Raw genomic sequence first — 26,984 nt, forward strand, 5'->3', positions numbered from 1 at the left:
CAAGACAGCACTATATAGTGCCGAATGCCTTGGCGCTGCGGTGGCTTTACGGGCAGGCCGTTGAAAACCTAGTTGATACAGACAACCCACCACCGCCTGACGCGGGTGGAGCTGTTCAAGGCGCTTCTGCAACCAAGACCACAGGGCTCAAACCTGTATCAGTAACAACACAGACGCGCACCAGCCCTTCTCCACACAAATAAAGTGCGAAAAAAAGCCCCGCACTAGGCGGGGCTCAAGGGTAGGAGCAGCGGTTAAGCGGTGTTACTTAGAACACATACTGCAGACGACCTACGATGGCTTGGCCGTCGTCTTCAACTTTGTAGGTTTTGCCATTCTTCACAACACTGGCGTTGGTATTGATGTTGTCAACTTGGTAGTCCACGTAATTCAAGCTCATGCGGATTGCCGGAGTAGCAAAGTAGTTAACACCCACTACCATCGCATCGGCGGTGAAGTCATTGCTAGTGTTCTGCGCAACCACACCCACGATGCCGCTCATCAACTGACCTGGAACAGCAGCCTGGTCGGCATCAATGGTGCTGCTTTCATAGCGTGCGAACACTTCAAAAGTGCCCTTCATATCGGTCGGCTTGTCCCACTTGCCAGCACCGGCCTTATAGCCACGAGCGCCACCGATCATGTAGGAAACCTGGCCGTAGTAACCGCTGGCGTCTACGTCAGCGTCTAAGCCGCCGGCGGTTTCGCCAGAGACCTGACGCTGGAAGTATTCAGCCGCAGCGCGGAAGGAGCCAAACTGAGCGCCAGCTTCCAGCACCCACTCAACATCTTTATCGGTCTTGGCGGTGCTACCGAAGGCAACACGCGCATCGTCATCGCTGCGGATACCCATGCGGGTGCGAACGCTGGAGCTATTATCATCAGGATTATTGCTGTGGTAGTTGGCGCCCAAATGCACTACGTCAGTGCCATTCAAGTATGGGGCCCAGTTAGCACGCAGGGTATAACCGAACAACTCATCGTTGCCGTCGCTTTCTTTCTTTTCGTAGTTCGCAGCCTGTGCCATCAGGCCGTAGTTTTCACCGGCGTGCATAAGGTTCACGCCGAAATGTGCATCTTCGTCGCCATTAAGGAAGTCATACATAAATGGGCGTTCGATGGCAGTAATCCATGACGAACTGGTGGTATTTTCCAGACCATAGTCAACGCCGAACTGGCCAACGGTTACATCAACAAAATCAAGGCCGCTGTAGGTGATGTAAGCACGGTCAAAGTCAGTGCTGTCAGTCTCATCATAGCTAACACGCAGACCGTAGCCCCAGTCCTTATAAGCCACACCTTCAAAACCGATTTCACCACGACGAATAAAGGTATTGAAGGTGCTATCAAACGGATCAGTCTGGCGACCAGCCATCAGTCCGTCGAAGTTGCTTGCATCCCACTGCAGCTTGCCGCCCAACTTGAAGCTGAATTCTTTGTCAGTAGTGGCGACTTCCAGGCCACCCTTGGTCTTGACCACGATGTCGGCGCCGTCAGTGGTAACGGTGCCAGCGAAAGCCTGGGCGGAAACGGCCAGGGCCAGGGCGCTGGTTGCGAAGCCGGCCATTACTCCACGAAAGCTGTGCTTACGGATCATCGAAGATTCCTCTAAATGGACTTTTAAGTGTTGAAAACACCCGAGCGCTGGGGCTCGTTCGTGCTGGAGGGAATCTTGGCGGCGGGATATTTCAGGGCAATTGCCGATATATAAATATTTGATTACAGCGGAACTTTTTACTTCCTTTGCCTATAACGCAGTGGCAACCGCTCTAAACCGGTCATACCAGCGGCCCACCGCCCTTGCGGCGGCGGGCTATTTTCGGCTCAGCGCTGCTTGCGTAAGGCCTTGCCCACCCAGTAATCCAGGCTTAACCAGCGCCCAGCACCGCTGAAAAACAGCGCCACCAGCATCACCAGGTAGGTGGCGGCAAACTCGATGCCGTTGTTCAGCACCACCAGCTTGCCGCTGCTGGTCAGCCAGTCGTAATTGCCGTGCTGTTTGAGCAACTCGCGGGCGCGCTCAAGCTTGCCCACCGATTCCATGACCCGCTCATTGGCGAACGGCGCGCCGGCATCGGCAATCGCCTGCCAGCCGTAGGGCAGGTGCACGGCGAAGATTGCCACCAGCATGGTGACGATCAGCGGAATACTCACCCAGCGCACCGCCAGGCCGAACAACAACAGCAGTGCCCCACCCGCCTCGGTCAAGGCCGCCGCCCAGGCCAGCAGTTCGGGGAATGGCAAACCTAGGCCCCAGTCCGGGTTGCCGAACCAGGCCGCCGTGGCGTCGATATCCGTCAACTTGTGCATACCGGCCATCCAGAACACTGGCACCAGATACAAGCGCAGCAATAACGGCCCGAGAAAATCCAGGCGACGACTAGCGTCCAGGGCGTCCTGGAGACGATTGAAAAAGCTCAGCATGATAAATCTCCACAAGTCGGCGCTGGCGCCGAGGGTCAGGTACAACGAGGGCTTAAGGACGCCAGATGCTTTGACTTTGCCAGTCATCCAGCAGGGTCTGGGCGTTGTTGAAAAACTGCGTGTCGGCGGTCAGGCCATGCTGCTGTGCCAGTGCCAACAGCGCGGGCTCGGCCGCTTCAGCGGCTTGCAGGCGCGCTGCCAACTGATAGGCAAAGGGGCTTAATAGCATAAAGCGCACCTTGTCCTGGGCATCCCGCCAAACCAGCAAGCAAGTCGGTTCATCAGGCGGCGTAACAGGCTGGAAATCGACACCGATGCGCTGCACCGGCCACTGATACGCCAACGGCCAGGCCAGTGACGACCAGCCCTGCTCCGGCAATTCGGCCTCGCTGACATCCAGCGCCAGCTCGACCCATTCGTAATGCGCTAACTCCAGGATAAACGGCGGATCGCCCGCCTCGGCGACATAGCCCTGCTGCAGCCAGGCAAGAAACTCCTGGCTGATCTCAAGAAAGTACGGCGTGCGCGCCTGATGCTCGGCGATAAAACTGCGCACCAAGCGCTGCCAGCGACCCGCATCGATCAGCCGGTGCAGCAGCGGAAAGGCGCCGCTGATAAAGCCTTCAATATTGTTGAAGAACAGCGCTTCATACACCGCCATACGCTCGGTCGAAACGCCATCCAGCAACGGCTGCTCTACCGGTTGGCGAATCCGCGCAGCAAAGGCGCGTTGTGCTTCAACGCCGCTCATGTGCCGTAGCCTCTATGCGCAGCGGCAGCCGCTGCCGCTGCCGCCTGCAACTGACGAATCTGCGCCACCTCGGCGTACAGCTCGGCAATTGGCGGGAAGTTGAAGTCGCGCTCCAGCAAGGTCGGGCGCACGCCGTGCACGGCATAGGCCTGTTCCAGCAGCGCCCACACCGGGTCAATCACTGGCGCGCCGTGGGTGTCGATCTTTAGGTCGCTGGCCTGGTCGTAATGCCCGGCCACATGCAGATAAGCGATGCGCGCACTGGGCATGCTGGCGATATAGGCGCCCGCATCGAAGTTGAAATTGATGCTGTTGACGAAGACGTTGTTCACATCCAGCAACAGCTGGCAGTCGGCCTGTTCCAGCACTGCGCTGACAAACGTCGCCTCATCCAGCTCGCCCGGCAACTGCGCATAGGCCGACACGTTCTCGATAATCAGGGGACATTCCAGCACGTCCTGGGCGATGCGCACGCGCTCGGCAATGCGCAGCACCGACTCCTCGGAAAAGGGCAGCGGCATCAGGTCATAGAGCTGGCCATGGTCCGCGCAGGCCGACAGATGTTCGCTGTAACCGCGCACACCATGCTGCTCAAGAAAGCCCTTGATGGCCTTGAGCAACTCGATATCCAGCGGGGCAAAACCACCGAGGTTGAGGGACAGTCCATGGCAGAGCAGTGGCAAGCGCTCGCTTAAGGCACGCAACTGCTTGCCCAAGCGCCCGCCCACGCCGATCCAGTTCTCCGGCGCCACTTCGAGGAAATCCACCTCCTCTGTGCTGCAGTCCTGCAGCGCGCCAAGCAGGCCGCGACGCAGCCCTAGCCCGGCACCGCTGACGAAATCCATCTGCATATTCTGCCCCTGCACTCAGTAATTACTCAGCTTTCTTCTCGGCGCCGCATTTACCTTCACCGCATTTGCCCTCGCCTTCAGCCTTGGCTTCGCCACCGCACTTGCCTTCACCACACTTGCCTTCGCCTTCGGCTTTCTTCATCTCGCCGCCGCATTTGCCTTCACCGCAGCTGCCTTCGGCGGATTTTTCACCGGCGGCCAGGCTGTAACCGCTGCTCAGCTCCTGCGCAGCAAAGGGGTTGCTCGCGGCCTGTACGGTGAAGGCCGCGCTGCTCAGCAATACCGCGCCCAGGGATGCAACTACAGTGTTCAGATGGTTCATGGCAACTCTCCAATGGTGGTTCACAGTGGTAGCCGATTGGCTCCCTCGGCTTAATAGACGTGGCCGACACGCGGCTGTTACAGATGGCCCGTAAAAATTTCCGCGCTCCGCTAAACCCTAGAAGATTTTTGCCGCCGACCAAGCTATCCGGCACACTACGCGCCCCGAGCAAATGCTCGTTTTCAAGCCTGCAGACTCCGAATGACCCGATCCCCGCTCCGCCGTCTCGTTTTTGGCACCCTGCGCCGCGTGCTGTACCTCTGGGTGCGCTCGGAAACCATCAACCAGTCCGCCTTTACCCTCAAGCTCGACCGCAGCAAGCCGGTGTTCTACGTGCTACAGCAGCCGTCGATGAGTGACCTGGCGGTGGTCGATACGGAATGCCGCAAAGCCGGCCTGCCGCGCCCGGTGTTGCCGGTGGCCGTGGGTGAGCTGCTGGAGCCTGCCGCCTTCTTCTACCTGACGCCTGAGCCCGATTGGCTCGGCCGGCAGGACAAACGCGGCATCTCGCCCACCCTGCAACGCCTGATAAACGCACTGAGCCAGCATGCGGTGGACGACGCGCAGATCATTCCGGTCAGCGTGTTCTGGGGGCAATCGCCGGACCGCGAAACCAGCCCGTGGAAGCTGCTGTTCGCCGACAGCTGGGCAGTCACTGGGCGTTTGCGCCGGCTGGTGAGCATCCTGATTCTCGGCCGCAAGACCCGCGTGCAGTTCTCAACGCCCATCCATTTGCGCGAGCTGGTCGAGCAGAACAAAGGCCACGAACGCACCCTGCGCATGGTCCAGCGCATCCTGCGGGTGCACTTCCGCAACCAGAAGGCCGCCGTGATCGGCCCGGACGTGTCGCACCGGCGCAACCTGGTCAAAGGCCTGGTGCACGGCCCGCAAGTGCGCCAAGCGATCATCGAGGAAGCCGAACGCGAAAACATCAGCCTGGAGAAGGCCGAAAGCCAGGCCCTGCGCTATGGCAACGAGATCGCCTCGGACTATACCTACACCGCGATTCGCTTTCTCGAAGTGATGCTGAGCTGGTTCTGGAACAAGATTTACGACGGCATCAAGGTCAACCACATTGAAGGGGTGCAGGACGTCGCCCAGGGCCATGAGGTGATTTATGTACCCTGCCACCGCAGCCACATCGACTACCTGCTGCTGTCCTACCTGCTGTTCAAAAATGGCCTGACGCCGCCGCATATTGCCGCCGGCATCAACCTGAATATGCCGGTGATCGGCAGCTTGCTGCGCCGTGGCGGCGCGTTCTTTATGCGCCGCACCTTCAAGGGCAACCCGCTGTACACCGCAGTGTTCAACGAATACCTGCACACCCTGTTCAGCAAGGGCTTCCCGGTCGAGTACTTCGTCGAAGGCGGGCGCTCGCGCACCGGGCGCATGCTGCAGCCGAAAACCGGCATGCTGTCCATCACCCTGCGCAGTTTCTTGCGCAGCAACCGTCTGCCGGTGGTGTTCGTGCCGGTCTATATCGGCTACGAGCGGGTGCTGGAAGGCCGCACCTATCTGGGCGAGCTGCGCGGCGCGAGCAAGAAGAAAGAATCGATCTTCGACATTTTCAAGGTCATCGGCGCACTCAAGCAGCGCTTCGGCCATGTCTGGGTCAACTTCGGCGAGCCAATCAAGCTGGCCGAATTCCTCGACAGCGAGCAACCCGACTGGCGCGAGCAGGATTACGGCACGCAGTACCGCCCGGCATGGCTCAATGAAGCCACCAATAACCTCGGCGAGCGCGTAGCCCGGCACCTCAACGAGGCGGCGGCGATTAACCCGGTCAACCTGGTGGCCCTGGCGCTGCTATCCACCAGCAAGCTGGCTCTGGACGAGCGCGCCCTGGCGCGGGTGCTTGACCTATACCTGGCTCTGCTGCGCAGCGTGCCCTACTCGCCGCACACCACCCTGCCGGACGGTAACGGCCAGGCGCTGATCGAATACATGCAGAAGATGGACCTGCTCGCCGAACAGAAGGATGCCCTCGGCAAGATTCTCTACCTGAACGAGCACAACGCCGTTCTGATGACCTACTACCGTAACAACGTGCTGCACATTTTCGCCCTGCCCGCGCTGCTGGCGAGCTTCTTCCAGAGCAGCGCACGGATGAGTCGCGAGCAGATCCTGCGCTTTACCCGCGCGCTCTACCCCTATCTGCAAGCCGAGCTGTTTATCCGCTGGAACCTTGACGAGCTGGACGCCGTGGTCGATCAATGGCTGGCCGCCTTCGTCGAACAGCGCTTGCTCAAGCTCGACGGCGATATGTACGTGCGCCCGGCGCCAAGCTCGCGCGAGTTCGTTTTGCTCACCCTGCTGGCCCGCGCCATCGTACAAACCCTGCAGCGCTTCTATATGGCCACCGCCCTGTTGCTCAATGCCGGGCAGAACACCATCAGCGCCGAAGAACTGGAAGATTTGTGCACCGTGATGGCTCAGCGTCTGTCGATCCTCCACGGCCTCAACGCGCCGGAGTTCTTCGACAAGAGCCTGTTCCGCCACTTTATCCAGAGCCTGCTGGACCAAGGCGTGCTGCGTCAGGACGAAGCCGGCAAGCTCAGCCACCACCCGCTACTCAGTGAACTGGCCGAAGGCGCCGCCAAGCGCGTGCTGCCGGCAGAGCTTCGCCTGTCGATTCGCCAGGTGACTATGGATCGCAACGAGGATGTCGCCGAGCCGCTGTAAATACCGCGCTCGGTACGGTTTGATCTAGGAGCCTGTCGGACTTAACACTGTTCTACTGCGGAAAATCCGGATTCGGCCATTTTTGCTGCTCTTTCTCGTTAACAGTCATGGCAGCCCCGCCACCCCTGATGATGAAAGAGAGCTATAGATAGGGAAGGTGGCGGTGAGAGGTCGCTAGTTTTTTTGGCGGAGACACCCCGTCGTTAACATGATCCAGCGAACTGACTCGTACCCCGGATTGCCTCTTTCGAGAGCGAACGCTAAATAGGCCGTTGGGGACTTGTTCCCTTCAGGCTCATTCAGTTCGATCACCGCCACCTTCCCGATCTTGAGTGTAGACAGCAGAGGGGTGGGGTATGGAATTGATTGCCCTTTATAAACGTGTGGTTGGACTGGATGTGCATCAGGCCCAGATCACTGCCTGCGCGGTGATTGAAGAGACGGATGGTCGCATCACAGTCGAGCACCGTCAGTTTGGCGCGTTCAAGCGTGATCGTCGGGCGCTGGCCGAGTGGGTAGCGGCTCTGCAGCCGGACGATGTGGTGATGGAGAGCACCGGCGTTTACTGGAAGAGCCCCTATGCGGCCCTGGAAGCGGTGGGTATCAGGGCCAAGGTGGTCAATGCTCGGCATGTCAAAAATGTACCTGGGCGCAAAACGGACATAGCCGATGCTCACTGGCTGGCGATCCTGGCGCGCGCTGGGCTCTTGCGTGGCTCGTTTGTGCCGCCGGCCAAGCTGCGCGAGTTGCGCCTGATTGCCAGGCAGCGGCAGAAGCTGGTCAGCCAGTTGGCCTCGGAGAAGAACCGCTTGCACAAGGTGTTGAGCGACAGCGGGGTGCGTCTCGGCGTCGTGGTGAGCGACCTGCATGGGCGTTCTGCGCGGGCCATGGTCAAGGCGATCATTGCGGGTCAGCCCGTACACGAAGTGCTCAAGTTCGCCACGCGCCGCCTGAAGGCCAGCCGTGAAGAGCTGTTCGAGGCGCTGCAAGGAGAACCGACGGCCAGCCACTGTTTTGTGCTCGACGAGTTGATGCAGCACATTGAAGAGCTTGAAGCGCGGATTTCCCGTTTCGAAGCCCGCCTGCTCAGCGAACTCGATAGCGAGCGCAATGCCCTGTCTCTTTTGCAGACCCTGCCCGGCGTTGACTTGATCGGCGCGGCGCTACTCATCGTTGAGATCGGCAGTGACATGGACGCCTTTGGTAGCGCTGATCGATTAGCCTCCTGGGTGGGCATCTGTCCAGGCAACAACGAGTCTGCAGGTAAACACAAACCTGGAAAGATACGTAAGGGCAATGCTCATGTGCGGCGGTTGTTATGCGAATTCTCGCACTCGGCCAGCCGCACTGCATCGGTATTCAAAACCAAGTTCCAGGCACTGGTGATTCGACGTGGCTACAAGCGCGCGATCATCGCCTTGGCTCACAAACTGCTACGTACCGTCTACTACATGCTCAAGCGGCGCGAACACTACCGGGACAGCGCCCTGGACTATGAAGCCTTGTCGGTCAAACGCAATTCAGCTCGCTGGCTCAGGGCACTGGAGAAGTTCGGCTACCTGCCGAGCTAAACCACCCCCGAGTGTTTTTTTGCTGGTGTCCGGCAGGTTCGCGCTCGTCTGTCAGATGGATTCTTTCACGCTAAATAGCTCGCTATTCGCCTCGAAAGACCAACAAAACTGACTCGATCCGGGCTTTCCCTCGCTACGAATGGTCAAGCCCGACAGGCTCCTAGCAGGCCGTTGAAAAACGTTGGCGAGGCAGCCAGTGCAAGGCAAAAACAGGCGAAAAAGCGGAGTTTACGAGCTGTAAATGAGCATTTTGAGCCTGTTTCTAACGCCGCAATGGCAACGCAGGTAGTTTTTCAACAGGCTCCTAGCGGAGGGCGCCCCCAACGAATGGCGGGCGCACTGCAGATTGGGCTGAATGGCCGCCAGCGCTCCCCCCTCCAGACGGCGATCGAATGGGCAATCTCAGCCCACACCGACTCACGCCGGCCAGCCGTGCACGCCGCCTGATTCCTGCTCACATCTCATACAAAGCCCTTACACAATCTAACTTTATGTAAAGGTTTTTTACCCTGCTGCCGATACAAAACTGGGCATACATACTAAGGTGAAACTGCCGGTGTTCATGTCTTGTAGCAAATACCGCCCCCCCCACAAACGAATCCAATAAGGCCACTCGGCAGAGCCTGGTGTGCAGCTCGCAGGAGGTTCCTCATGCTTGGCAATCTGAGCATCTCGCAAAAACTTTATGCCGGGTTCGGCATTGTCCTCCTGATCATCCTGCTGCTGGTCCTATCGACCTGGCGCGGCTTCGATCAGGTCGATAGCGCCGTTAAGTTCAATATTCACACCTACGGTGTGCTCGACAAATCGGATGCTGTGTTAAGCAGCCTAATCAACATCGAGACCGGCATGCGCGGTTTCGCCATCACAGGCCAAGAGGCGAATCTCGCCCCACTCAACGAAGGCGAGGCTTCAGCGCAGCAGAACCTTAGCGCCCTGCGCACACTCACCAGGGACAACCCGGCCCAGCAACAACGCCTGGATCGCATCAATACTTTGTATAACCAGTGGTTGACCGAGGATGTAACGGCCAACGTCGACCTGCGCAGACAAGTAACAGCAGGCACCCAGTCGATGGACGACTTAGTACAACGCTTCAGCGCAGGCAGCAGCAAAGCCAAGATGGATGCCATGCGTGCCTTGCTGGGTGAGCTGCAAGCAGAGGAGGAAGGCTTACTTGCTGAGCGCACCGCCGCCATGCAGTCAGCGAAGTCGACGGCCCTGATGATCATTCTGGCCGGTGGGCTACTCGCTGCGGCATTAGCCATCGTCGTGGCCTATAGCCTTGCAGGTAACATTGCGGGCCGCTTACAGCAGGCGGTAACGGTTGCCCGGAATATCGCCGAGGGCCGTCTTGACTCACGCATCGACCCAGCCGGACGCGACGAAATCGGCGTTCTGCTCGATGCTTTCGCCGCCATGCAACAACGCCTGCGCGAGATGATCGGGCAAATTCGCTCCAGCGCCGAACAACTGGTCGGTGCCGCGCAGAATATTTCCAGCGCCTCGACCCAGCTTTCAGTCTCGACCCAGGAGCAATCCCATGCGTCATCGAGCATGGCCGCGACCGTCGAGGAACTGACCGTAAGCATCAACCATGTTGCCGACAGCGCGCGTGAAGCTCATGAGTTGTCCAGTGAGTCAGGCCGCCAGTCGTCCGAAGGCGGCACGGTCATCCAGAACACACTCTCGAGCATGCAGCTTATCGCTGACACCGTGCAGGGCGCTGCGCTGCAGATTGATGAGTTGGGCAAGCAGTCCGACCAAATCTCTTCGATTGTCAGCGTGATCCGCGCCATTGCCGACCAGACCAACCTGCTGGCACTCAACGCAGCGATTGAAGCAGCTCGCGCAGGCGAACAGGGCCGTGGGTTTGCGGTGGTAGCTGATGAAGTGCGTCTACTGGCACAACGCACCGCCAACTCCACCCAAGAAATCACCGACATGATCAAGAAAATCCAGACCGGCACGCGCAGCGCGGTGAGCAACATGGAAGTCGGCGTGGGGCAGGTCAACAGCGGCGTAGAACAGGCCAATCAGGCGGGTACTGCCATCGTCAGCATCCGCGAAGCCTCCAGCCGGGTGGTCAGCGTCGTCGATCAGATATCCCTGGCCCTGCGCGAACAAAGCGAAGCCAGTCAAGACGTGGCGCGCAATGTCGAACGTATCGCGCAGATGTCCGTGCAGAACAGCGAAGCCGTCGCAGAGACCACGCAGACCGCACAAACCCTGGAGCACCTGGCCGTGGCGCTGGAAAAGCAAGTCGCTTCGTTCCGCCTGTAACTCCCACTAGGCGGGGCGGCTACACGCCCCCTCGCCCTGTCCTTCTTCTGCCAACGGCTAGCCTCGGCTTAACCCGGTCAAGCGTGACGACAACGCCTGCATGGCGCTGCTGACCTCATCCAGCGCCTGGGCGTCACGGGCGTTTTCCTCGCTGATGCTGTGGATGCGCACGGCCAACTCGTTGATCTCCTGAGTCACATGGCTTTGCTGCTGCGCCGCCACGGCGATCTGCTGAGCGCGCTGGGAAATATCATCGAAGCTTTGCACCGTACTGGACAGCGCCGTCGCCGCGCCTTCAGCCTCGACCACCGCATGCTCGGTACGCGCCTCACCGGCCTGCATGGCCTGTACCGCCTGGCGTGAAGCTTGCTGCAAAGCGCTGATCATGGTGCCGATCTCATTGGCCGAGGCTTGGGTTTTACCCGCCAAGGTGCGCACCTCATCGGCTACCACGGCAAAGCCACGGCCCTGCTCACCGGCACGGGCGGCCTCGATGGCGGCATTCAGCGCCAGCAGGTTGGTCTGCTCGGAAATTGCCTTGATCACATCCAGCACCGCGCCGACTTGCTGGCTGTCTTTCTCCAGCCGGCTGATCACTGAGGCCGCATCAGCCATTTCCGCCGACAGTTCCTTGATGGCTGAGCTATTGGAGGCGACCTTCTGCTGCCCCTCCTGCACAACCACTAATGAGCTCTGCGCGGTATTGGCGCAGTCGTTGGTGTTCTGCGCCACTTCCTGGGCACTCGACGACATCTCGGTAATCGCCGCCGCCAGCTGGGTGTTCTCCTGGCGTTGCTGCTCGGCGCGACCGGCCAGGGTGCTGCTCAGGCCGCCCAGTTGTGCGGCTTCGGCCTGCAAATGGTCGGCTTCCTCGGCGATGCGCTGGAGCATGGTACGTAACTGCCCGGCATAGCGATTGACCGCGTGACGCAGCGCGCCGATTTCATCCTCGCGCTCCACGCTCAGCTCAACATCGCGGCTGGCCGAGCCACGGCCCAGGGAGTCGATCTGCGCGGTGGTTTCTTCCAGTTGGCCGATCAGTTTACGACCAGCAAACCAGGCCAGCGCCAGCAACACCGCCAGCAGCGGCAGCAGAAACAGCAAAATCTCCCAGGTCAGTGCCCTAGCCAGGCCGGTAACCCGCTCCTGCGGGGTCACCAAGCCGACTACCCAGCCCGTGTCGGGCATCACAAACAGGCTGACGCGGCTGGCCTGCTTGAGCTGTTCATCGTTTTCCAGATCAAGGTTGCGAATCGCCCCTGAACTGCTGCTGGCCAACGCCTCCTGCACCGGCTTAAGCCAGCTGTGCTGCTGCGCCAGGCCGGCAAATTTGAGCATGTCGCCGCCCTTGGCCCCGGTCATGCCGGGAAAGTGCAGCACGTTGCCAGCCTGATCGAGGGCAAAGGCATAGCCATCGGTGACCTTGCCCTGCTCGGTGAGAAAGCGCGCCAGATCGTCCAGCAGCAAATCCAGGGTAGCCACGCCGGCAAAGCGTCCTTCAAGCTGATAAGGCACGCTGCAGGTGACCATCGGCACACCGGTCACCGCATCCTGATAAGCCTCTGACCACAGGCACTGGCCAGCCTTGCTGCTGCGCGCGCCGGTGTACCAGGCATCATTGTGGTAACCGGGGCCATCGGCGGCGTTGTAATCGTCGGAATAGGCCAACTGCCCATCACCGCCGCGCGCCCAGAAGAAACTGCGCCGCGCCGCGCCCTCACTAAAGGCATTCGGCTCCGGCCACACGCCGCCACCGGCAATCGCTTTATCACCCTGGCTGTCGATCAGATTGGGCAAGCTGTTGAGGTACAGCGGCTCCTCACGCGGCAGCACTTCGGCCAAGTGCGCCAGGCTGGCCGTCACCCCTTCTATCTTGGCTAACTGCAGCGCCAGCTGACGTACGATGGCGCTGCCGGTCTGCTCAATCAGCTCGCCACTGGCTGCCACCACACGCGGCTGACCACGCAGGGCCATCACGGCAAACACCGCCAGCGCGGTAAGAATCAAAAGGACGACGCAACCCAAGGTCAAACGCTGCGACAACCGGACGGGGACAAAAGCCATGCCATTACTCCTGCGTGGAAAGAATGCTCAAGAGGGACTGCCAGAACTGCTTACGAACCGTTCCTGGTTCCACCAGCAAGATCGGGTACTGCAAATACACCATTGCCTATGCAATTGGCGTACGCGCCGTTTGACCATGAATATGTCAGATACATGCAGTGAGTTATAGATGAATAAGCGCAAGGCGTGGCGCTTAACTCGCGTAGGACCAGTCACCTGTGCGGGTTTGCAGCAGCCAGATGACAGCACAGGTGCATTTGCCTGTACGCGCCAGTCCGTTAAGCTCCATCCATTGCCCCCACCGCACAAGGATGCCTTTTATGCTGCGTATCATCTCCCTGGCCGCCGGCCTTGCCTTGTCCAGCAGCGCCTTCGCCCTGTCGCTGGCCGATCTCTCGCAAAGCGACGCCAGCGGCGGCCTCAAAGACGCCCTCACTCAAGGCGCCAAAGTGGCCGTGCAGCAACTGGGCAAACCCGGCGGCTTCAGCAACAACCCAGACGTGCGCATCGAACTGCCGGGCAACCTCGGCAAAGCCGCAAAAACCATGAAGATGATGGGCATGGGCGCGCAGGTTGAGCAGCTGGAAGCCAGCATGAACAAAGCCGCCGAAGCCGCCGTGCCGCAAGCCCAGACGCTGCTGGTGGACTCGGTGAGAAAAATGACCGTGCAGGACGCCAAAAGCATCCTCGCCGGCTCGAAAGACTCCGCCACCCAGTACCTGAACAAAACCAGCCGCGAACAGATCCGCGCCAAGTTCCTGCCCATCGTCAAGCAAGCCACCGACCAGGTCGGCCTGGCCAAGCAATACAACAACTTCGCCGGCCAAGCCGCGAGCTTCGGCGTGATCGACGCGAAAAGCGCGAATATCGAGAACTATGTAACCGAGCAAGCGCTGGACGGCCTGTTCGCCATGATCGCCGAGCAGGAAGCCAGCATCCGCGAGAACCCGGCTGGTGCGGCGACCAGTTTGCCTAAGGAAACTCTGAAAAAGACTTCCTGACTTTGGCAAAATAGCCGGATTCCACCCGCTGAGTTTTCCGATGAAGCAGATCTCCTTCGCCGATGCTGAGTATGCCGGCAAGCGTAAACAAACCCGACGTGAGCGTTTTCTGATCGAGATGGATCGGGTGGTGCCGTGGAAGGGCCTGATTGCCTTGATCGAACCGCATTATCCGAAGGGTGAAGGCGGCCGGCCGTCATACCCGTTGATGGCCATCTTGCGTGTGCACCTGATGCAGAACTGGTTTGGCTACAGCGATCCGGCGATGGAAGAGTCGCTCTACGAGACCACGATTTTGCGCCAGTTTGCTGGGCTGGGGCTGGAGCGCATCCCGGATGAAACCACCATCCTCAATTTTCGTCGGTTGCTGGAGAAGCACGACCTGGCTACGGGGATTCTGGGCGTCATCAATGATTACCTTGGCAACTGCGGCCTACTGCTGCGCCAGGGCACCATCGTCGATGCCACGATTATCCATGCGCCCAGTTCGACCAAGAATAAGGAAGGTAAGCGCGACCCTGAGATGCACCAAACCAAGAAAGGTAACCAGTACTTTTTTGGCATGAAGGCGCACATTGGCGTGGACGCCGAGTCGGGCTTGGTGCACAGCGTGGTGGGTACCGCCGCCAACGTTGCCGACGTGACTCAGGTCGACCAATTACTGCATGGTGAGGAAACCCATGTGGCCGGAGATGCTGGCTACACCGGTGTCCACAAGCGCCCCGAACATGAAGGTCGAAAAGTGATCTGGTCGATTTCCGCCCGACCTAGTTCGTACAAAAAGCACGGCAAGAAAAGCCTGATTGGCCGAATGAAACGCAAGATCGAATACGCCAAGTCACAGGTGCGCGCCAAGGTCGAGCATCCGTTCCGTGTGATCAAGCGTCAGTTCGGCTACACCAAGGTGCGCTTTCGCGGCTTGGTGAAAAACACAGCCCAGCAGGTCACGCTGTTTGCGCTGTCGAACCTGTGGATGGTGCGCAAACAGTTAATGCTTGCAGGAGAGGTGCGCCTGTAATGCGGGGAATAAACCCTGCGAAGCGCCCCTCAAGGGCAAAACTATGCATTTGAAGGTGAAAAATGGCCTGATTTTCGATTGAGACGCGGTTTTTTTGAGTCATTGAGAAAATCAGCTTGGAAAACGGGACTACTTCAGATCTTCCCTAAGAAGGTGTTTGGGGCGTTGTAAGAGGGGTTGGTAGATGTGAAAAAGCCAGACTGAGTCTGGCTTTTTTGGCACGGCAGAAATTTTATTTATTGAAAAATAAATCTGTCCCCATTTCCCTATTCCATTAGGAACGGCAGGATGCAGATATGGCGGCTATTAGTAATTCCGTAGTACACCTCACGATGAGGTTTAACACTACCGTCCTAGCTGTCGGCACTGGTGTGTTGTACGAGCGCAACGGTCAGCACTTCATTGTTACAGCTTGGCACAACGTCACAGGCCTCCACCCTGAGACAATGAAGCATCTGAGCGCTTCAAAGGCCGTCCCGGATAACATTGTCGTAGGGATTGCCCTAAATATGGAAGGGTATGGAAGTATCCGAATATCAATCGTCCTTCCGCTGGCTGACGATGAAAAAGCTCTTTTTTATATACACCCCATAAACTGGCCAAGAGTTGATGTTGTAGCGATTCCGTTTGATCCCCGAGAGCCTCAAAAGTCTGAAATGTATAACTCTGATGGAGAGCTGAATACGATTTCAATGCGCCTCTCCGATACAAACGCTCTAGGAGTAAAATCGGAAATTTTTCCAATTCAGAAGTTCTTGATTCCTGACTTAGATGTTGCTCAGTCGTGGCTGGATACTGTGGATGTAACAGAAGAGCTTTTTATTCCCGGTTACCCCCATAACGTGCAGGACTATTACTCTCAGCCCGTATGGAAACGAGCGACTATTGCATCATCGGTTCAGAATGGCTGGAACCGAGAGCCTAAATTTTTGATCGATAGCGCATCCAAAAGTGGCATGTCTGGTTCTCCAGTCTTTTATTACAATCCGAATGGCAAAATTCAGATCAGAGGAACGACCCATTACTTCCCACAAGAGATTGCGATCCTGGCTGGAATCTATGTCGGCAGGCTAGGCGTTACCCAAGAAGCAGACCCACAGATTGGTACAGTCTGGCATCAGTCAGTGATCAACGAGATTATTGATGCAGCGTGCTATGAACGACTTTCTTTTGAAATTGAGCTTTCTCCCAGAGAACTCGTGGCGAAAGCAAAGGAGGCGTTAAACGGGTGCTCAAAAGCTGGACTCGAAAATATCAAGAACCCACAAAAGCGATCACGATTCTACGTTCGCCAACACCTGATGAAGCTTGTGTGTGGACGTGCCTCGCCTGAACGCGCGCTTGATGCTGTCTTAGAAGCGGCAGATTCTTACGATGGGCCATTCGATTCCGATGAAGGCGAGTAAATACTAAATACCTAACTAGCTTAGGGCTGATCAAACACTCTTATACTGAACTTCTTCCAGCCTATGTAGCGGTCATATGCTGCAACCGTGGCGTGTATTCAGTCTTTTACTGATGAGCGCTACAGGGCTGGGGCTCTGTCTATCAGTCCACAAAGTTCCGTTACTTTGAGCACTGGCTAAGCAAGTAGCCCGTACAACCGCCGCAACGGTGGATGAAAAAGCGTCCCCCCTACGCCAGGATCACCAATGTGCGGGGCGTAGGGTGGACAACGCGAAGCTTGTCCACCGCATGTTCAAGCCTTCATTACCAACCATCACATGCTCTATCGCCGCCTCTGCTTTTAATGTGATTCAGCCTTTCGCCTTTACGGTGAATCACCTGATTCGCTACGTTTCGGCCTCCTGACGGGATTCGGGGACCGCGTTGTTTGGACGATTTGTGGACAGCAGAGCGGAAGGCAAAGGCAAAGCATCGCGGCCATGGGCCGCTCCTACAGGATTGTGGAGGCCCCGTAGGATGGGTTGAGCAACGCGATACCCATGCGGTTGATTGATGGGTATCGCTGCGCTCCACCCATCCTACGAAGCGCTGGCTTAGCCTTTTTATCATTCGCCCACAATCTCACAGACGACGCCAAACGCCCCATCAGGAGGCCGAGTGGAGTCGTTGTGGAAGGGGTTGAGCGGCATGGATCGAGAGCCGCGATGGGCCAGGGATGGCCCTTCGCGGCGGGCCCCTGGATGCGGATTCCACGCCATTCGGACACTCAGCCCACGCTGATCCGGACACCTGTTCCACGGTCATCCGGACAGGCAGTCGGAGCGCAGCGACGCAGGATATGCATTGTTAGTCTGAGGTGCCCGGCGTCGTCAATTTCTTCGCCCGCCTGCGCATCGACTCTCCCTTCAGGTTGATCCGGTAGGCGTTGTGCACCAGGCGGTCGAGGATGGCGTCGGCCAGGGTCGGATCGCCGATCAGTTCGTGCCAGTTGTCCACCGGCATCTGACTGGTCACGATGGTTGAGCGTTGGCCGTAGCGGTCGTCCAGCAGCTCCAGCATGTCGCGGCGCTGTTCGGTGGTGAACGGTGCCAGGCCCCAGTCGTCGAGGATCAGCAGGTCGGTCTTGGCGTAGCCGCTCATCAGCTTGGCGAAGCGGCCGTCGCCATGGGCCAGGCCCAGTTCTTCCAGCAGCCGCGGTAGGCGCAGGTAGCGCACGCTGTAGCCGTCCCGGCAGGCCTGGTGGGCCAGGGCGCAGGCCAGCCAGGTCTTACCGACGCCGGTCGGGCCGTTGATGATCAGGTTGAGGCCGTCGCGTAGCCACAGACCGCTGCTCAGCTGGAGGATCAGCGCCTTGTCCAGCCCGCGCGGGGCGCGGTAGTCGATGTCTTCGAGGCAGGCGTTGTGCTTGAGCCGGGCCTGGCGCAGGCGGCTGCTCAGGCGCTTGTCGTCGCGCTCGGTCAGCTCGCGGTCGACCAGCAGGCCGAGGCGTTCTTCGAAGCTCAGGCTGTCGATGTCGGGCGTTTTCAGTTGTTCGGCGAGGGCTTTGAGCATGCCGTGCAGGCGCAGGGTCTGGAGCTTATCTAGGGTTGGATGGGGCAGCATGGTGGGGTTCCTTGGGTTCAGTGGTAGTAGCCGGGGCCGCGCAGGTTGGCATGGTCGTCCGGTAGCAGGGGCAGGTTCTGTTGAGTCAGCGGCAGGTTTTCCAGGCCTTGGCGCAGGATCGATTCGAGGCTCTTGTAGCTACAGGCACCGAGGCTCAGGGCGCGTTGGCAGGCGGCTTCCAGCCGCTCTTCGCCGTGGTGCTTACCCAGGCGCAGGATGCCCAGGCAGGCCCGGTAGCCATGCTGTGGATGCACGCGCCGTTCGAGGATGTGGCCGATCACCCCGGCGGTGTTCGGGCCGGTCTGCTCGGCCCAGCGGATCAGCCGTTGCGGCGTCCACTCGGCATGCTCGCGATGGCTCTTGGGCATGTGCTCGGTCTGCGTGCTGTGCCGGCCTTTGTGCAGGGAGCGTACGTGGCTGGCCACCCGCTGGTTGGCGTGGAAGCACTCCACGGTGCGCGCCGTCAGACGCACCTCCAGCTGCTTCTTCACCAACTGGTAGGGCACCGAGTAGTAATGCCCATCGACCTCGACGTGGTAGTCGATGTGCACCCGCGCCTTCTTCCACTCGGCATAGACGTAGGGCTGCTCCGGTAAAGGCCGCAGGGCCGGGCGATCCAGGCTGTCGAAAGCCGCCTGGCGGGAGCCCGGTAGCTTCTTGAACGGCCGTTGGTTGAGTCGCTCCAGCAGCACGGCGATGGCCCGGTTGAGTTCGTCCAGGGAGAAGAACTGGCGATGGCGCAAGGCGGCGAGGATCCAGCGCTCGACCACCTGCACGCCGACCTCGGCCTTGGCCTTGTCGCGGGGCTTACGCGCCCGCGCCGGCACCACCGCCACGCCATAGTGCTCGGCCAAGTCGCGGTAGCTGGGGTTGATGTCCGGTTCGTAGCGATGGGCCTTGCTCACCGCACTGCGCAGGTTGTCCGGCACCACGATCTCCGGCACCCCGCCGAGGAAGGCGAAGCAACGGGCATGGGAGCCCAGCCAGTCCGGCAACTACTGCGACCAGGTGGCCTCGGCGAAGGTGTAGCTGGAGGCACCGAGTACCGCGACGAATACCTGCGCCTGGCGGATCTCGCCGCTGTGACGGTCGATCACCGGCATCGTCTGACCTGCGTAGTCGACGAACAGCTTTTCGCCGACGCGGTGCTCCTGGCGCATCACCACATCGACCTTGCCGGCCCAGGCCCGGTAGTGCTCGCAGAACCAGCTGTACTGGAAGCCCTGTGGCTGGCCCAGCCGATACTCCTGCCAGAGCAGCGCCAGGGTCACGCCTGGTCGGCGCAGCTCGGCATGCACCCAGGCCCAGTCGGGAGTTGGTCGTTGCTCAGAGGGGATCTCCGGCGGTGGCGGGAACAGGCGCCGCTCCAGCTCGGCGTCGGACAACTCAGTAGGGAGCGGTCAGGAGAGGCCGCAGGCCGTGAATCGGCAAAGGTAATCACCGGCACTGCTGTGACCTATGCCCAGACTGCGGGAGATCTTACGGACAGACAGCCCGCAATCGAACTTGAGGCGCAACACCTCACGGATTTTACGCATGGATAAACGCTCCACGACGACCTCTCTGCTTCGAAAAAGAGGCCAATGGTAGTGAATAAATCCTGCGTAGCTGCCTGCCAGAAAGTGTCCGGATGGCTGTGGAATCAGTGTCCGGATGCTCGTGGAATGGGTGTCCGGATCAGCGTGGAATCACTGTCCGGATGTGCGTGGAATGGGTGTCCGAGTCAGCGCGGAATCCGCACCCCTGGAGCAATGATGGAACGAGGAAACAGAGCGAAGCACAGTAACAGCCGAAGGCTGGCCCGCAGGGTGAGCGAAGCGAATCAAGTCGAGCGCAGCGAGACCCGGATGCAAGGGGCAAGACCTCTTGGTTACTTCTGGGGCGTTTGCCAGAAGTGACCCGCCGTAAGGGCGAAACGAAGCGCAGCGGAGTGATAGCCGCAGGCTGGCCCGCAGGGCGAGCGCAGCGAGTCAACCGGCAGGCCACACAACACATAAGCGGCGCAAAAAAACGGCAAAGACCAAGTCCAAAAACCACAAAGCATCGCGGCCATGGGCCGCTCCTACAGAATTGTGGAAGCCCCGTAGGACAATGAGATGGACTCCTCCCTCCTACGGCGTCTATGCGCCAGACTGAGGTTGTCACAACCAAACAGCCACGAAGGGAGGAGTCACCATGAAACTTAAGCGAATCGGCATCGATTTGGCAAAACAGGTTTTTCAAGTTCATGGCGTCGATAGCCACGAGCAGGTGAAGTGCCGTAAGCAGCTCAAGCGTTCACAGATGCTGGATTTCTTCCGCCAACAAGAGCCGTGCCTGGTGGCGATGGAAGCCTGTGGTAGTTCGCATTACTGGGCGCGCGAGCTAGGCAAGTTGGGGCATGAAGTGCGGTTGATTGCGCCGCAGTTCGTCAAACCCTACGTCAAGAGTGGTAAGAACGACGCCAACGACGCGGAGGCGATTTGCGAGGCTGCCAGCCGACCCACGATGCGTTATGTCGCGGTGAAGAGTGCCGACCAGCAAGCTGGGCAGTCGGTGCACCGGATCAGAAGCCGGTTAATCAGGGCGCGTACAGCGTTGGTTAACGAGATACGTGGCTTGCTTGGCGAGTTCGGTTTGGTTGCGAGTCGCCAGGGAATAGCGGCCACCCGCGCGTTGCTGCAGCAGGCGCTGGACGAACACCAGACATTACCGGGCGAGCTGCACGAAATGCTGGAGCTCTTGCGTGATGAGCTGCAGGGACAGGATGAGCGAATCAAACAGCTGGACGGCATGCTTCACCGTCAGGTTAAGACGGATGAGCGTGTCCAGCGTTTGCTGCAGGTGGAGGGCGTTGGCCCGATCAGCGCGACTGCCGTGGTGTCTGCAGTGGGTGATGCACGGCAGTTCAGTTCGGGCAGACAGTTCGCGGCCTGGCTGGGATTAGTGCCGAGCCAGCATTCAAGTGGCGGCAAAGAACGTCTGGGGCACATCAGCAAAAAGGGTGACTGTTACCTGCGCACGTTATTGGTCCATGGCGCTCGTGCGGTGCTGAAGACCTGTAAGGAAAAGACGGATCGACGCAGCACCTGGCTGCAGCAGTTGCAGTGTCGACGCAACACAAATATCGCCACGGTCGCCCTGGCGAACAAGAATGCCCGGATCATCTGGGCAATCCTCAGCAAGGGGGAAGACTATCAACCTGCTGAGGCGTAAACCTGAAGTACCCAAGCAGGAATGAAGTGACACCGTAGAAGATCCACCACGATTGCACAGTGACATGCAGTGATGACGAACCGGTCGAGCCGGCATGTGTAAAACCTGCTTTACCCACAGGCCCTCTGTAAACCAAGGCCGCTAGGGCGATCAGGAACACATGAGCGGATATTCATCATGGCTCAAGGCACCCAACGCCTTATTAGAAGCCGGATATACGGAAGCAGTCGTACCTAGGTTCGTTGGATGTGTATTTCACTGGCAAAACGGGAGGAGTCCATATATGGGTTGAGCAACGCGATACCCATGGGGTTTTGATTGATGGGTATCGCTGTGCTCCACCCATCCTATGCAGCGTTGGTTTGGCTTCAGCAGTTTGCCGGAGGCCGTGGTGGTGGTCGCCGAACAGAAAGCCAGCATCTGCAAGAGCCCGGCTAGCATGGCAAGCAGCCGGGCCAATGCGGTGGTTGGTGCATTGCATAACGGGTTGGCTGCAGGTGAAAAAGCCAGACCGTAAAGCCTGGTTTTGCTTTTGCGCTACCTACTTTGAGGTGCTCGACTGCGCGCTCAGACCTGTTGCCGAAAGCACGCTGCCGCGCACCAGCGCCATACACCATTGTTTAGAGCTTTACCGTTTGCTCCAATTGCGCCGCGCAGCTGCGGGCTTGGCTGAGCATCGCGCCAAAGGGCTCACTCACCAGCTCATCGTGGCCCAGCCAGCTTACCTTCTGAGTCAGGCGGTAGTGATAGCGAATGCCACCGCTGGTCTTTTCCCCATCCAAGTCGAGGTCGTACCAGGGCGAGCGAACTTCGCAGCGCTGGATCGGTTTATCCATCTGCGCACCGGTCAAGGTGACGGTGTAATCGACCGTGTCCGGGACGCCCACGTAGAGGTCGGCATGTTGATCGTTGCGCCGATAGTTGAGCAGGTCGGCCCATTTATCGTTGAGATAGGAATCCCTGTAGAAGTAGCCGCCGTCAAGCTTCTCAAGTGCCCGCTGATTGGTCATTGATACCTTGACGCTGTAGCGCTCGGGCATTAAAAAGCCCAAGCTTTCGCGATGGACTTTGCAGTCGCTGACTTCCATCCCGAAGTTGTCGCAGATGTTCTGATCGGAAGCGGTGGCGCCTTGATAGCTATCGGCCAGGCTCAACTGCATCAACGCCTGGCGAGCAAATACAACTGTGGCCTGTGTAACGGCGTGCCCAGCTTTATCAAAATGCGCCTGTTTATCGAGACGAATGCTGACGTCAGGACGCTCCAGGGCAATGTGTTCTTCACGCACCTGCCCTTGTACGTCGCTTACCAACGCCCAGCGGTCCTGAATGTCAGACATTGTCTGGCCAGGGGCAAACACGGGGTTGGTGGGGTCCAGCCACCAGACCTGGTCGGCAACTTGGGCCCGCACGATTGCATGATTGGGTGCATGGGTGCCTGGGATCAACAATGATTCGACTACATCGCCCCGGCTGACCCAGGCGATTTCGGCGCTAATGCCACTGGCCCTGAGCATGGCGGTCAGCAGCGTCGCCAGGTCCTTGCAATCGCCATAACCGCGCTGCTCGATTTCCTGCAGATTGAACGGCACATAGCCGCGCTCAGAAGCCCGCCAGTCACCCAGGTAGCGGTACTGCGCATTTAGATGCTGCATCAGTTCGGCCACCTGTTGTGCTGGCGGCAGGCCTTTTACAGCCGCGACTACCAGGGCGCTTTCAGGCGGCAGTTCGGCGCTGATTATTTGGCTGTAGCGTTGCGCTAGATCGCCAAAGTAGCGCTGTACTTGCAGGGTACTGCCAAGCTCAATGCGTGGAATACGGCGTATGTAGGCATTCTCTGATTCATTGATGTAGCTGTTAAACACCGGCGCTCTTTGTTCGATATCCAGTGCCTTGCCATCGGCTGATGCAGAGATGGTGAAATCGTCCATCAACTCGCTGCGCCACTGGATAGGCTGCTCGGCGGTGAAGCGTGCCTTGAAACGGTCCCGGCGAACGCCGCTGGGTTCAAACCGCAAGGTGTAATGGAACTCGCTGAGCAGAGGTGGCGCAGCACTGCGCTCACGCACGGTATAACGAACTTGAGTACCCACGCGCAGCGCCGGAAAGGCCAGCGATGTTTGTTTTTCGCGGGAGAAACCCTGATCAGGGTTGGGCGCCGTGCGTGTATCGATCTGCGTTTCATGCAGCGGCGTCGGTTGGCCGCCAGGCTGCACATACTCGGCGTTGATCACCTCAAATTCGTCGGTTTCGACATAACTGAAATCAATGCGCGAGAGCATTTCACGGCCCAGCGGTTTGAGAATGGTATAGCGATAGGTGGTCGTGCAGTCGGTTGTGACATCACGACTGAAGTGGCAGTGCATATCAATATCACTGGCCAGCGGTGCCTCGGCCAAAGGCTGGAGCGCAGCCGATACGCTGTGCGTAACCGCGATCAGAGTGATGCCAATCAGCGGTCGGTAGAACGAAAAACTCTGCATAAACGCCTATGTAAAACGGTGCCACGGGCACCGAAAGGCCGGCGATGATCGCCCCAATGAAAATCAATCGCAACAAAAAATATCAACTTTCTGAGCCCGCAGGTTCACTGTAAAGGCCCGAGATAGACGCCTAAACCCCAAAACCTGAGCATCTCAAGACGTTCATTCGTAGCTGTTTTTAATCGGGCGCACATAAAAAAGCCAGACCCGCAGGCCTGGCGTTTGAGGAGGCAACCACTAGCGCGTTAGCGCGCGTGTGAATCCGCTTCCTTGACCCGGAACCAGGCCGCGTACAGCGCCGGCAGGAACAGCAAGGTCAGCGCCGTGGCCACGATCAGGCCGCCCATGATGGCCACGGCCATCGGCCCGAAGAACACGCTGCGCGACAGCGGGATCATCGCCAGTACCGCCGCCAGGGCGGTCAGCACGATAGGCCGGAAGCGCCGTACGGTAGCTTCGATAATCGCGTGCCAACGGTCCATGCCGGCGGCGATGTCCTGCTCGATCTGGTCGACCAGAATCACCGAGTTGCGCATGATCATCCCCGACAAGGCGATGGTGCCGAGCATGGCCACAAAACCGAACGGCTGACGGAAAATCAGCAGGAACAGCGTCACGCCGATCAGCCCCAGCGGCGCGGTGAGAAACACCATGGCCGAGCGCGAGAAGCTCTTCAGTTGCAACATCAGCAGGGTCAGCACCACCACGATAAACAGCGGTACGCCGGCGTTGACCGAGGCCTGGCCACGAGTGGAGTCTTCCACGGTACCGCCGACGTCTAGCTGGTAGCCGTCTGGCAATTGCGCACGGATCGGTTCGAGGGTCGGCAGAATCTGTTTGACCAGGCTGGCCGGCTGTTCCTTGCCATATACGTCGGCGCGTACAGTGACAGTTGGCAGGCGGTTGCGGTGCCAGATGATGCCTTCCTCGAAGCCATATTCCAGGGTGGCGATCTGCGACAGCGGCACGCTGCGACCATTGTCGGTGGGCACCGCCAGGCTTGGCAGCAGGCCGAGTTCCTGACGCTCACTGAGGGTGCCGCGCAGGAGGATTTCAATCAGCTCATTGCCCTCGCGGTACTGGCTGACTGGCGAGCCGGTCAGCGAGCTTTGCAGGAAGCGCGACAGGTCAGCGGTGCTGACGCCAAGGGCGCGGGCGCGTTCCTGGTCGATGTTCAGGCGCACCACTTTGCTCGGCTCTTCCCAGTCCAGGTGCACGTTGCTCACATGGCTGTTCTCGCGCACCTTGTCGGCGACTTGACGGGCCAGCTGGCGCACTTCGTCGATATGCTCGCCCGAGACGCGGAACTGCACCGGGTAACCCACGGGCGGGCCGTTCTCCAGACGCGAGATGCGCGTGCGCAGGGTCGGGAATTCGTCGTTCAGCACCTCAATCAGCCAGGTGCGGATCTTCTCGCGGTCTTCGATGCTTTTCGCCAGCACCACAAACTGGGCAAAGCTGGCGGCCGGCAGTTGCTGGTCCAGCGGCAGGTAGAAGCGCGGCGAGCCGGTGCCGACATAGGCGACAAAGTTGTCGATGCCTTCATGGCCACTGAGCAGCTGTTCCAGACGCTTGGCCTGCTCTTCGGTTGCGGCCAGGGACGCGCCTTCGCTGAGCTTGAGGTCGACCATCAGTTCCAGACGGCCGGAAGCCGGGAAGAACTGCTGCGGGACAAAGCGGAACAACAGGATGGAGCCGACAAACAGCGCAATCGTCAGCACGATCACGGTTTTACGCCGGCGTACACACCACTCCACCGCCGTGCGCACGCGCCGGTAGAACGGCGTGCCGTAGGGGTCGTGGCCGTCGGCGCTGCCGCCGTGCTTGGCCGCGTGCAGCTTGGCCAGATCAGGCAGCAGCTTGGCGCCCAGGTAGGGCACAAACACCACGGCAGCGATCCACGACACCAACAGGGCAATGGCCACCACCTGGAAGATCGAGCGGGTGTATTCACCGGTGCCGGACTGCGCGGTGGCAATCGGCAGGAAGCCGGCGGCGGTGATCAGGGTGCCGGTGAGCATGGGGAAGGCGGTGCTGGTCCAGGCATAGCTGGCCGCTTTGATGCGGTCGTAGCCCTGCTCCATCTTGATCGCCATCATCTCCACCGCAATGATCGCATCGTCCACCATCAGGCCCAGCGCCAGCACCAGGGCGCCGAGGGAAATCTTGTGCAGGCCGATGCCGAGGTAGTACATGGCGGCAAAGGTCATCGCCAGCACCAGCGGAATCGACAGTGCCACCACCAGACCGGTGCGCAGACCGAGGGAGAAGAAGCTCACCAGCAGCACGATGATCACCGCCTCGGTGAGCACGCGCACAAACTCGCCTACGCCGGTTTTCACCGCTGCGGGTTGGTCGGAAACCTTGTTCAGCTGCATACCGGCCGGCAGGGTTTCCTGCAGGCGGGCGAACTCGCCTTCCAGGGCTCGGCCCAGCACCAGGATGTCGCCACCGGCTTTCATCGATACGGCCAGGCCAATGGCGTCTTCGCCCATGTAGCGCATGCGCGGCGCGGGTGGATCATTGAAGCCGCGCTTAACCTCGGCGACATCGGCGATGCGGAAGGTGCGGTCGGCCACGCGAATCGGGAAGTTGCGGATTTCCTCGACCGTCTCGAAGCGCCCGGTGACGCGCAGTTGCACGCGGTCCGAGGCGGTCTCGAAGAAACCCGCCGCAGCAACAGCGTTCTGTTCTTCCAGCGCCTGCTGTACGGCGGCCAGCGGCAGGCCGAGAGTGGCCAGTTTGGTGTTGGACAGCTCGATCCACACCTTCTCATCCTGCAGGCCGAGCAGGTCAACCTTGCCGACGTCCTTGACGCGCTGCAGCTGCAGCTGGACGCGGTCGGCGTAATCCTTGAGTACGGCGTAGTCGAAACCTTCACCGGTCAGCGCGTAGATATTGCCGAAGGTGGTGCCGAATTCGTCGTTGTAGAACGGCCCCTGAATGCCCTGGGGCAAGGTGTAGCGAATATCACTGACCTTCTTGCGCACTTGGTAGAACAGCTCGGGAATGTCTTCAGAGTGCATCGAGTCGCGGGCGACAAAGGTGACCTGGGATTCACCCGGGCGCGAGAACGAGATGATCTTGTCGTAGTCGCCGGTCTCCATCAGCTTCTTTTCGATGCGCTCGGTGACCTGGCGTGAGACTTCCTCGGCGCTCGCCCCTGGCCAGTTGGTGCGCACCACCATGGCCTTGAAGGTAAAGGGCGGGTCTTCGCTCTGGCCCAGCTTGGTATAGGAAATGCCCCCCACCACAGCCAGCAGCAACATGAGATATAGGACGATCTGGCGGTTGCGCAGCGCCCAGGCGGACAGGTTGAAATCCATCGGG

The 26,984-nt window shown here is 59.3% G+C and carries 15 protein-coding genes and 4 pseudogenes; 8 read left to right on the top strand and 11 right to left on the bottom strand.

What is annotated here, in order from left to right:
* Positions 1–268: 268 nt before the first annotated feature.
* The 5 genes from AC0T4W_RS15555 to AC0T4W_RS15575 all read right to left on the bottom strand — a co-directional run bounded on the left by AC0T4W_RS15555 (position 269) and on the right by AC0T4W_RS15575 (position 4,348).
* Entirely contained in the window at positions 269–1,597 is a 1,329-nt protein-coding gene (locus AC0T4W_RS15555) for an OprO/OprP family phosphate-selective porin (RefSeq protein WP_476320417.1), read from the bottom strand.
* A gap of 227 nt (positions 1,598–1,824) precedes the next feature.
* Complete coding sequence (locus tag AC0T4W_RS15560; RefSeq protein WP_476320419.1) at positions 1,825–2,424, bottom strand: HvfX family Cu-binding RiPP maturation protein; 600 nt, start codon at positions 2,422–2,424, stop codon at positions 1,825–1,827.
* A gap of 52 nt (positions 2,425–2,476) precedes the next feature.
* Positions 2,477–3,175, bottom strand: coding sequence for an HvfC family RiPP maturation protein (locus tag AC0T4W_RS15565; RefSeq protein WP_476320422.1), 699 nt, complete (start codon positions 3,173–3,175; stop codon positions 2,477–2,479).
* On the bottom strand, positions 3,172–4,026 hold the full coding sequence (locus AC0T4W_RS15570) for an HvfB family MNIO-type RiPP peptide maturase (RefSeq protein WP_476320424.1): 855 nt from the start codon (positions 4,024–4,026) through the stop codon (positions 3,172–3,174). The genes AC0T4W_RS15565 and AC0T4W_RS15570 overlap by 4 nt, the downstream gene beginning before the upstream one ends.
* Before the next feature lie 22 nt (positions 4,027–4,048).
* Positions 4,049–4,348, bottom strand: a complete 300-nt coding sequence (locus AC0T4W_RS15575; RefSeq protein ID WP_476320426.1) for an HvfA family oxazolone/thioamide-modified RiPP metallophore — start codon at positions 4,346–4,348, stop codon at positions 4,049–4,051.
* A 201-nt stretch (positions 4,349–4,549) separates the two neighbouring features.
* Between AC0T4W_RS15575 and plsB the strand changes: the two genes are divergently transcribed.
* The 4 genes and pseudogenes from plsB to AC0T4W_RS15595 form a co-directional block, all read left to right on the top strand.
* Positions 4,550–7,033: a glycerol-3-phosphate 1-O-acyltransferase PlsB gene (gene plsB, locus AC0T4W_RS15580; RefSeq protein WP_476320428.1), complete on the top strand. Its 2,484-nt coding sequence runs from the start codon at positions 4,550–4,552 to the stop codon at positions 7,031–7,033.
* 356 nt (positions 7,034–7,389) lie between these two features.
* A complete protein-coding gene (locus tag AC0T4W_RS15585) occupies positions 7,390–8,604 on the top strand; it encodes an IS110 family RNA-guided transposase (RefSeq protein ID WP_476316702.1) in 1,215 nt (404 codons plus the stop codon).
* A gap of 651 nt (positions 8,605–9,255) precedes the next feature.
* A pseudogene (locus AC0T4W_RS15590) lies at positions 9,256–10,032 on the top strand (CHASE3 domain-containing protein); the annotation flags it as partial.
* Positions 10,033–10,290: 258 nt separating this feature from the next.
* Positions 10,291–10,887, top strand: a pseudogene (locus tag AC0T4W_RS15595) (methyl-accepting chemotaxis protein); the annotation flags it as partial.
* A gap of 57 nt (positions 10,888–10,944) precedes the next feature.
* On the opposite strand, the gene AC0T4W_RS15600 reads toward AC0T4W_RS15595, so the two are convergent.
* Together AC0T4W_RS15600 and AC0T4W_RS15605 are read right to left on the bottom strand one after the other, a co-directional pair.
* Positions 10,945–12,075 (bottom strand): methyl-accepting chemotaxis protein, encoded by a 1,131-nt coding sequence (locus tag AC0T4W_RS15600; RefSeq protein ID WP_476323708.1) that lies wholly within the window; start codon positions 12,073–12,075, stop codon positions 10,945–10,947.
* A pseudogene (locus AC0T4W_RS15605) lies at positions 12,061–12,951 on the bottom strand (cache domain-containing protein); the annotation flags it as partial. The pseudogene AC0T4W_RS15605 and the gene AC0T4W_RS15600, both read right to left, overlap by 15 nt.
* Before the next feature lie 320 nt (positions 12,952–13,271).
* Here AC0T4W_RS15605 and AC0T4W_RS15610 point away from each other — a divergent pair.
* The 3 genes from AC0T4W_RS15610 to AC0T4W_RS15620 all read left to right on the top strand — a co-directional run bounded on the left by AC0T4W_RS15610 (position 13,272) and on the right by AC0T4W_RS15620 (position 16,376).
* Positions 13,272–13,952 (top strand): DUF4197 domain-containing protein, encoded by a 681-nt coding sequence (locus tag AC0T4W_RS15610; RefSeq protein WP_476320430.1) that lies wholly within the window; start codon positions 13,272–13,274, stop codon positions 13,950–13,952.
* Between the two features lie 40 nt (positions 13,953–13,992).
* A complete protein-coding gene (locus tag AC0T4W_RS15615; protein WP_476320432.1) occupies positions 13,993–14,970 on the top strand; it encodes an IS5 family transposase in 978 nt (325 codons plus the stop codon).
* 296 nt (positions 14,971–15,266) lie between these two features.
* Positions 15,267–16,376 (top strand): hypothetical protein, encoded by a 1,110-nt coding sequence (locus AC0T4W_RS15620; protein ID WP_476320435.1) that lies wholly within the window; start codon positions 15,267–15,269, stop codon positions 16,374–16,376.
* A gap of 847 nt (positions 16,377–17,223) precedes the next feature.
* On the opposite strand, the gene istB is transcribed toward AC0T4W_RS15620, so the two are convergent.
* Positions 17,224–17,979, bottom strand: a complete 756-nt coding sequence (gene istB / locus AC0T4W_RS15625) for an IS21-like element helper ATPase IstB (protein ID WP_476315466.1) — start codon at positions 17,977–17,979, stop codon at positions 17,224–17,226.
* Between the two features lie 17 nt (positions 17,980–17,996).
* Positions 17,997–19,517 (bottom strand): annotated as a pseudogene (gene istA / locus AC0T4W_RS15630) (IS21 family transposase).
* A gap of 637 nt (positions 19,518–20,154) precedes the next feature.
* Between istA and AC0T4W_RS15635 the strand changes: the two are divergent.
* Positions 20,155–21,174, top strand: coding sequence for an IS110 family RNA-guided transposase (locus AC0T4W_RS15635; RefSeq protein WP_476316403.1), 1,020 nt, complete (start codon positions 20,155–20,157; stop codon positions 21,172–21,174).
* A gap of 620 nt (positions 21,175–21,794) precedes the next feature.
* Here AC0T4W_RS15635 and AC0T4W_RS15640 read toward each other — a convergent pair.
* Positions 21,795–23,654 (bottom strand): DUF3857 domain-containing transglutaminase family protein, encoded by a 1,860-nt coding sequence (locus AC0T4W_RS15640; protein WP_476320437.1) that lies wholly within the window; start codon positions 23,652–23,654, stop codon positions 21,795–21,797.
* 245 nt (positions 23,655–23,899) lie between these two features.
* On the bottom strand, positions 23,900–26,980 hold the full coding sequence (locus AC0T4W_RS15645) for an efflux RND transporter permease subunit (RefSeq protein WP_476320439.1): 3,081 nt from the start codon (positions 26,978–26,980) through the stop codon (positions 23,900–23,902).
* Between the last annotated feature and the right edge of the window lie 4 nt (positions 26,981–26,984).

Source organism: Pseudomonas sp. C7.1 (assembly GCF_056312395.1).

Coding starts and splice junctions, on each gene's coding strand:
- AC0T4W_RS15555 (WP_476320417.1), bottom strand. CDS start 1,597: ATGATCCGTAAGCACAGCTTTCGTGGAGTAATGGCCGGCTTCGCAACC.
- AC0T4W_RS15560 (WP_476320419.1), bottom strand. CDS start 2,424: ATGCTGAGCTTTTTCAATCGTCTCCAGGACGCCCTGGACGCTAGTCGT.
- AC0T4W_RS15565 (WP_476320422.1), bottom strand. CDS start 3,175: ATGAGCGGCGTTGAAGCACAACGCGCCTTTGCTGCGCGGATTCGCCAA.
- AC0T4W_RS15570 (WP_476320424.1), bottom strand. CDS start 4,026: ATGCAGATGGATTTCGTCAGCGGTGCCGGGCTAGGGCTGCGTCGCGGC.
- AC0T4W_RS15575 (WP_476320426.1), bottom strand. CDS start 4,348: ATGAACCATCTGAACACTGTAGTTGCATCCCTGGGCGCGGTATTGCTG.
- plsB (WP_476320428.1), top strand. CDS start 4,550: ATGACCCGATCCCCGCTCCGCCGTCTCGTTTTTGGCACCCTGCGCCGC.
- AC0T4W_RS15585 (WP_476316702.1), top strand. CDS start 7,390: ATGGAATTGATTGCCCTTTATAAACGTGTGGTTGGACTGGATGTGCAT.
- AC0T4W_RS15600 (WP_476323708.1), bottom strand. CDS start 12,075: ATGCCCGACACGGGCTGGGTAGTCGGCTTGGTGACCCCGCAGGAGCGG.
- AC0T4W_RS15610 (WP_476320430.1), top strand. CDS start 13,272: ATGCTGCGTATCATCTCCCTGGCCGCCGGCCTTGCCTTGTCCAGCAGC.
- AC0T4W_RS15615 (WP_476320432.1), top strand. CDS start 13,993: ATGAAGCAGATCTCCTTCGCCGATGCTGAGTATGCCGGCAAGCGTAAA.
- AC0T4W_RS15620 (WP_476320435.1), top strand. CDS start 15,267: ATGGCGGCTATTAGTAATTCCGTAGTACACCTCACGATGAGGTTTAAC.
- istB (WP_476315466.1), bottom strand. CDS start 17,979: ATGCTGCCCCATCCAACCCTAGATAAGCTCCAGACCCTGCGCCTGCAC.
- AC0T4W_RS15635 (WP_476316403.1), top strand. CDS start 20,155: ATGAAACTTAAGCGAATCGGCATCGATTTGGCAAAACAGGTTTTTCAA.
- AC0T4W_RS15640 (WP_476320437.1), bottom strand. CDS start 23,654: ATGCAGAGTTTTTCGTTCTACCGACCGCTGATTGGCATCACTCTGATC.
- AC0T4W_RS15645 (WP_476320439.1), bottom strand. CDS start 26,980: ATGGATTTCAACCTGTCCGCCTGGGCGCTGCGCAACCGCCAGATCGTC.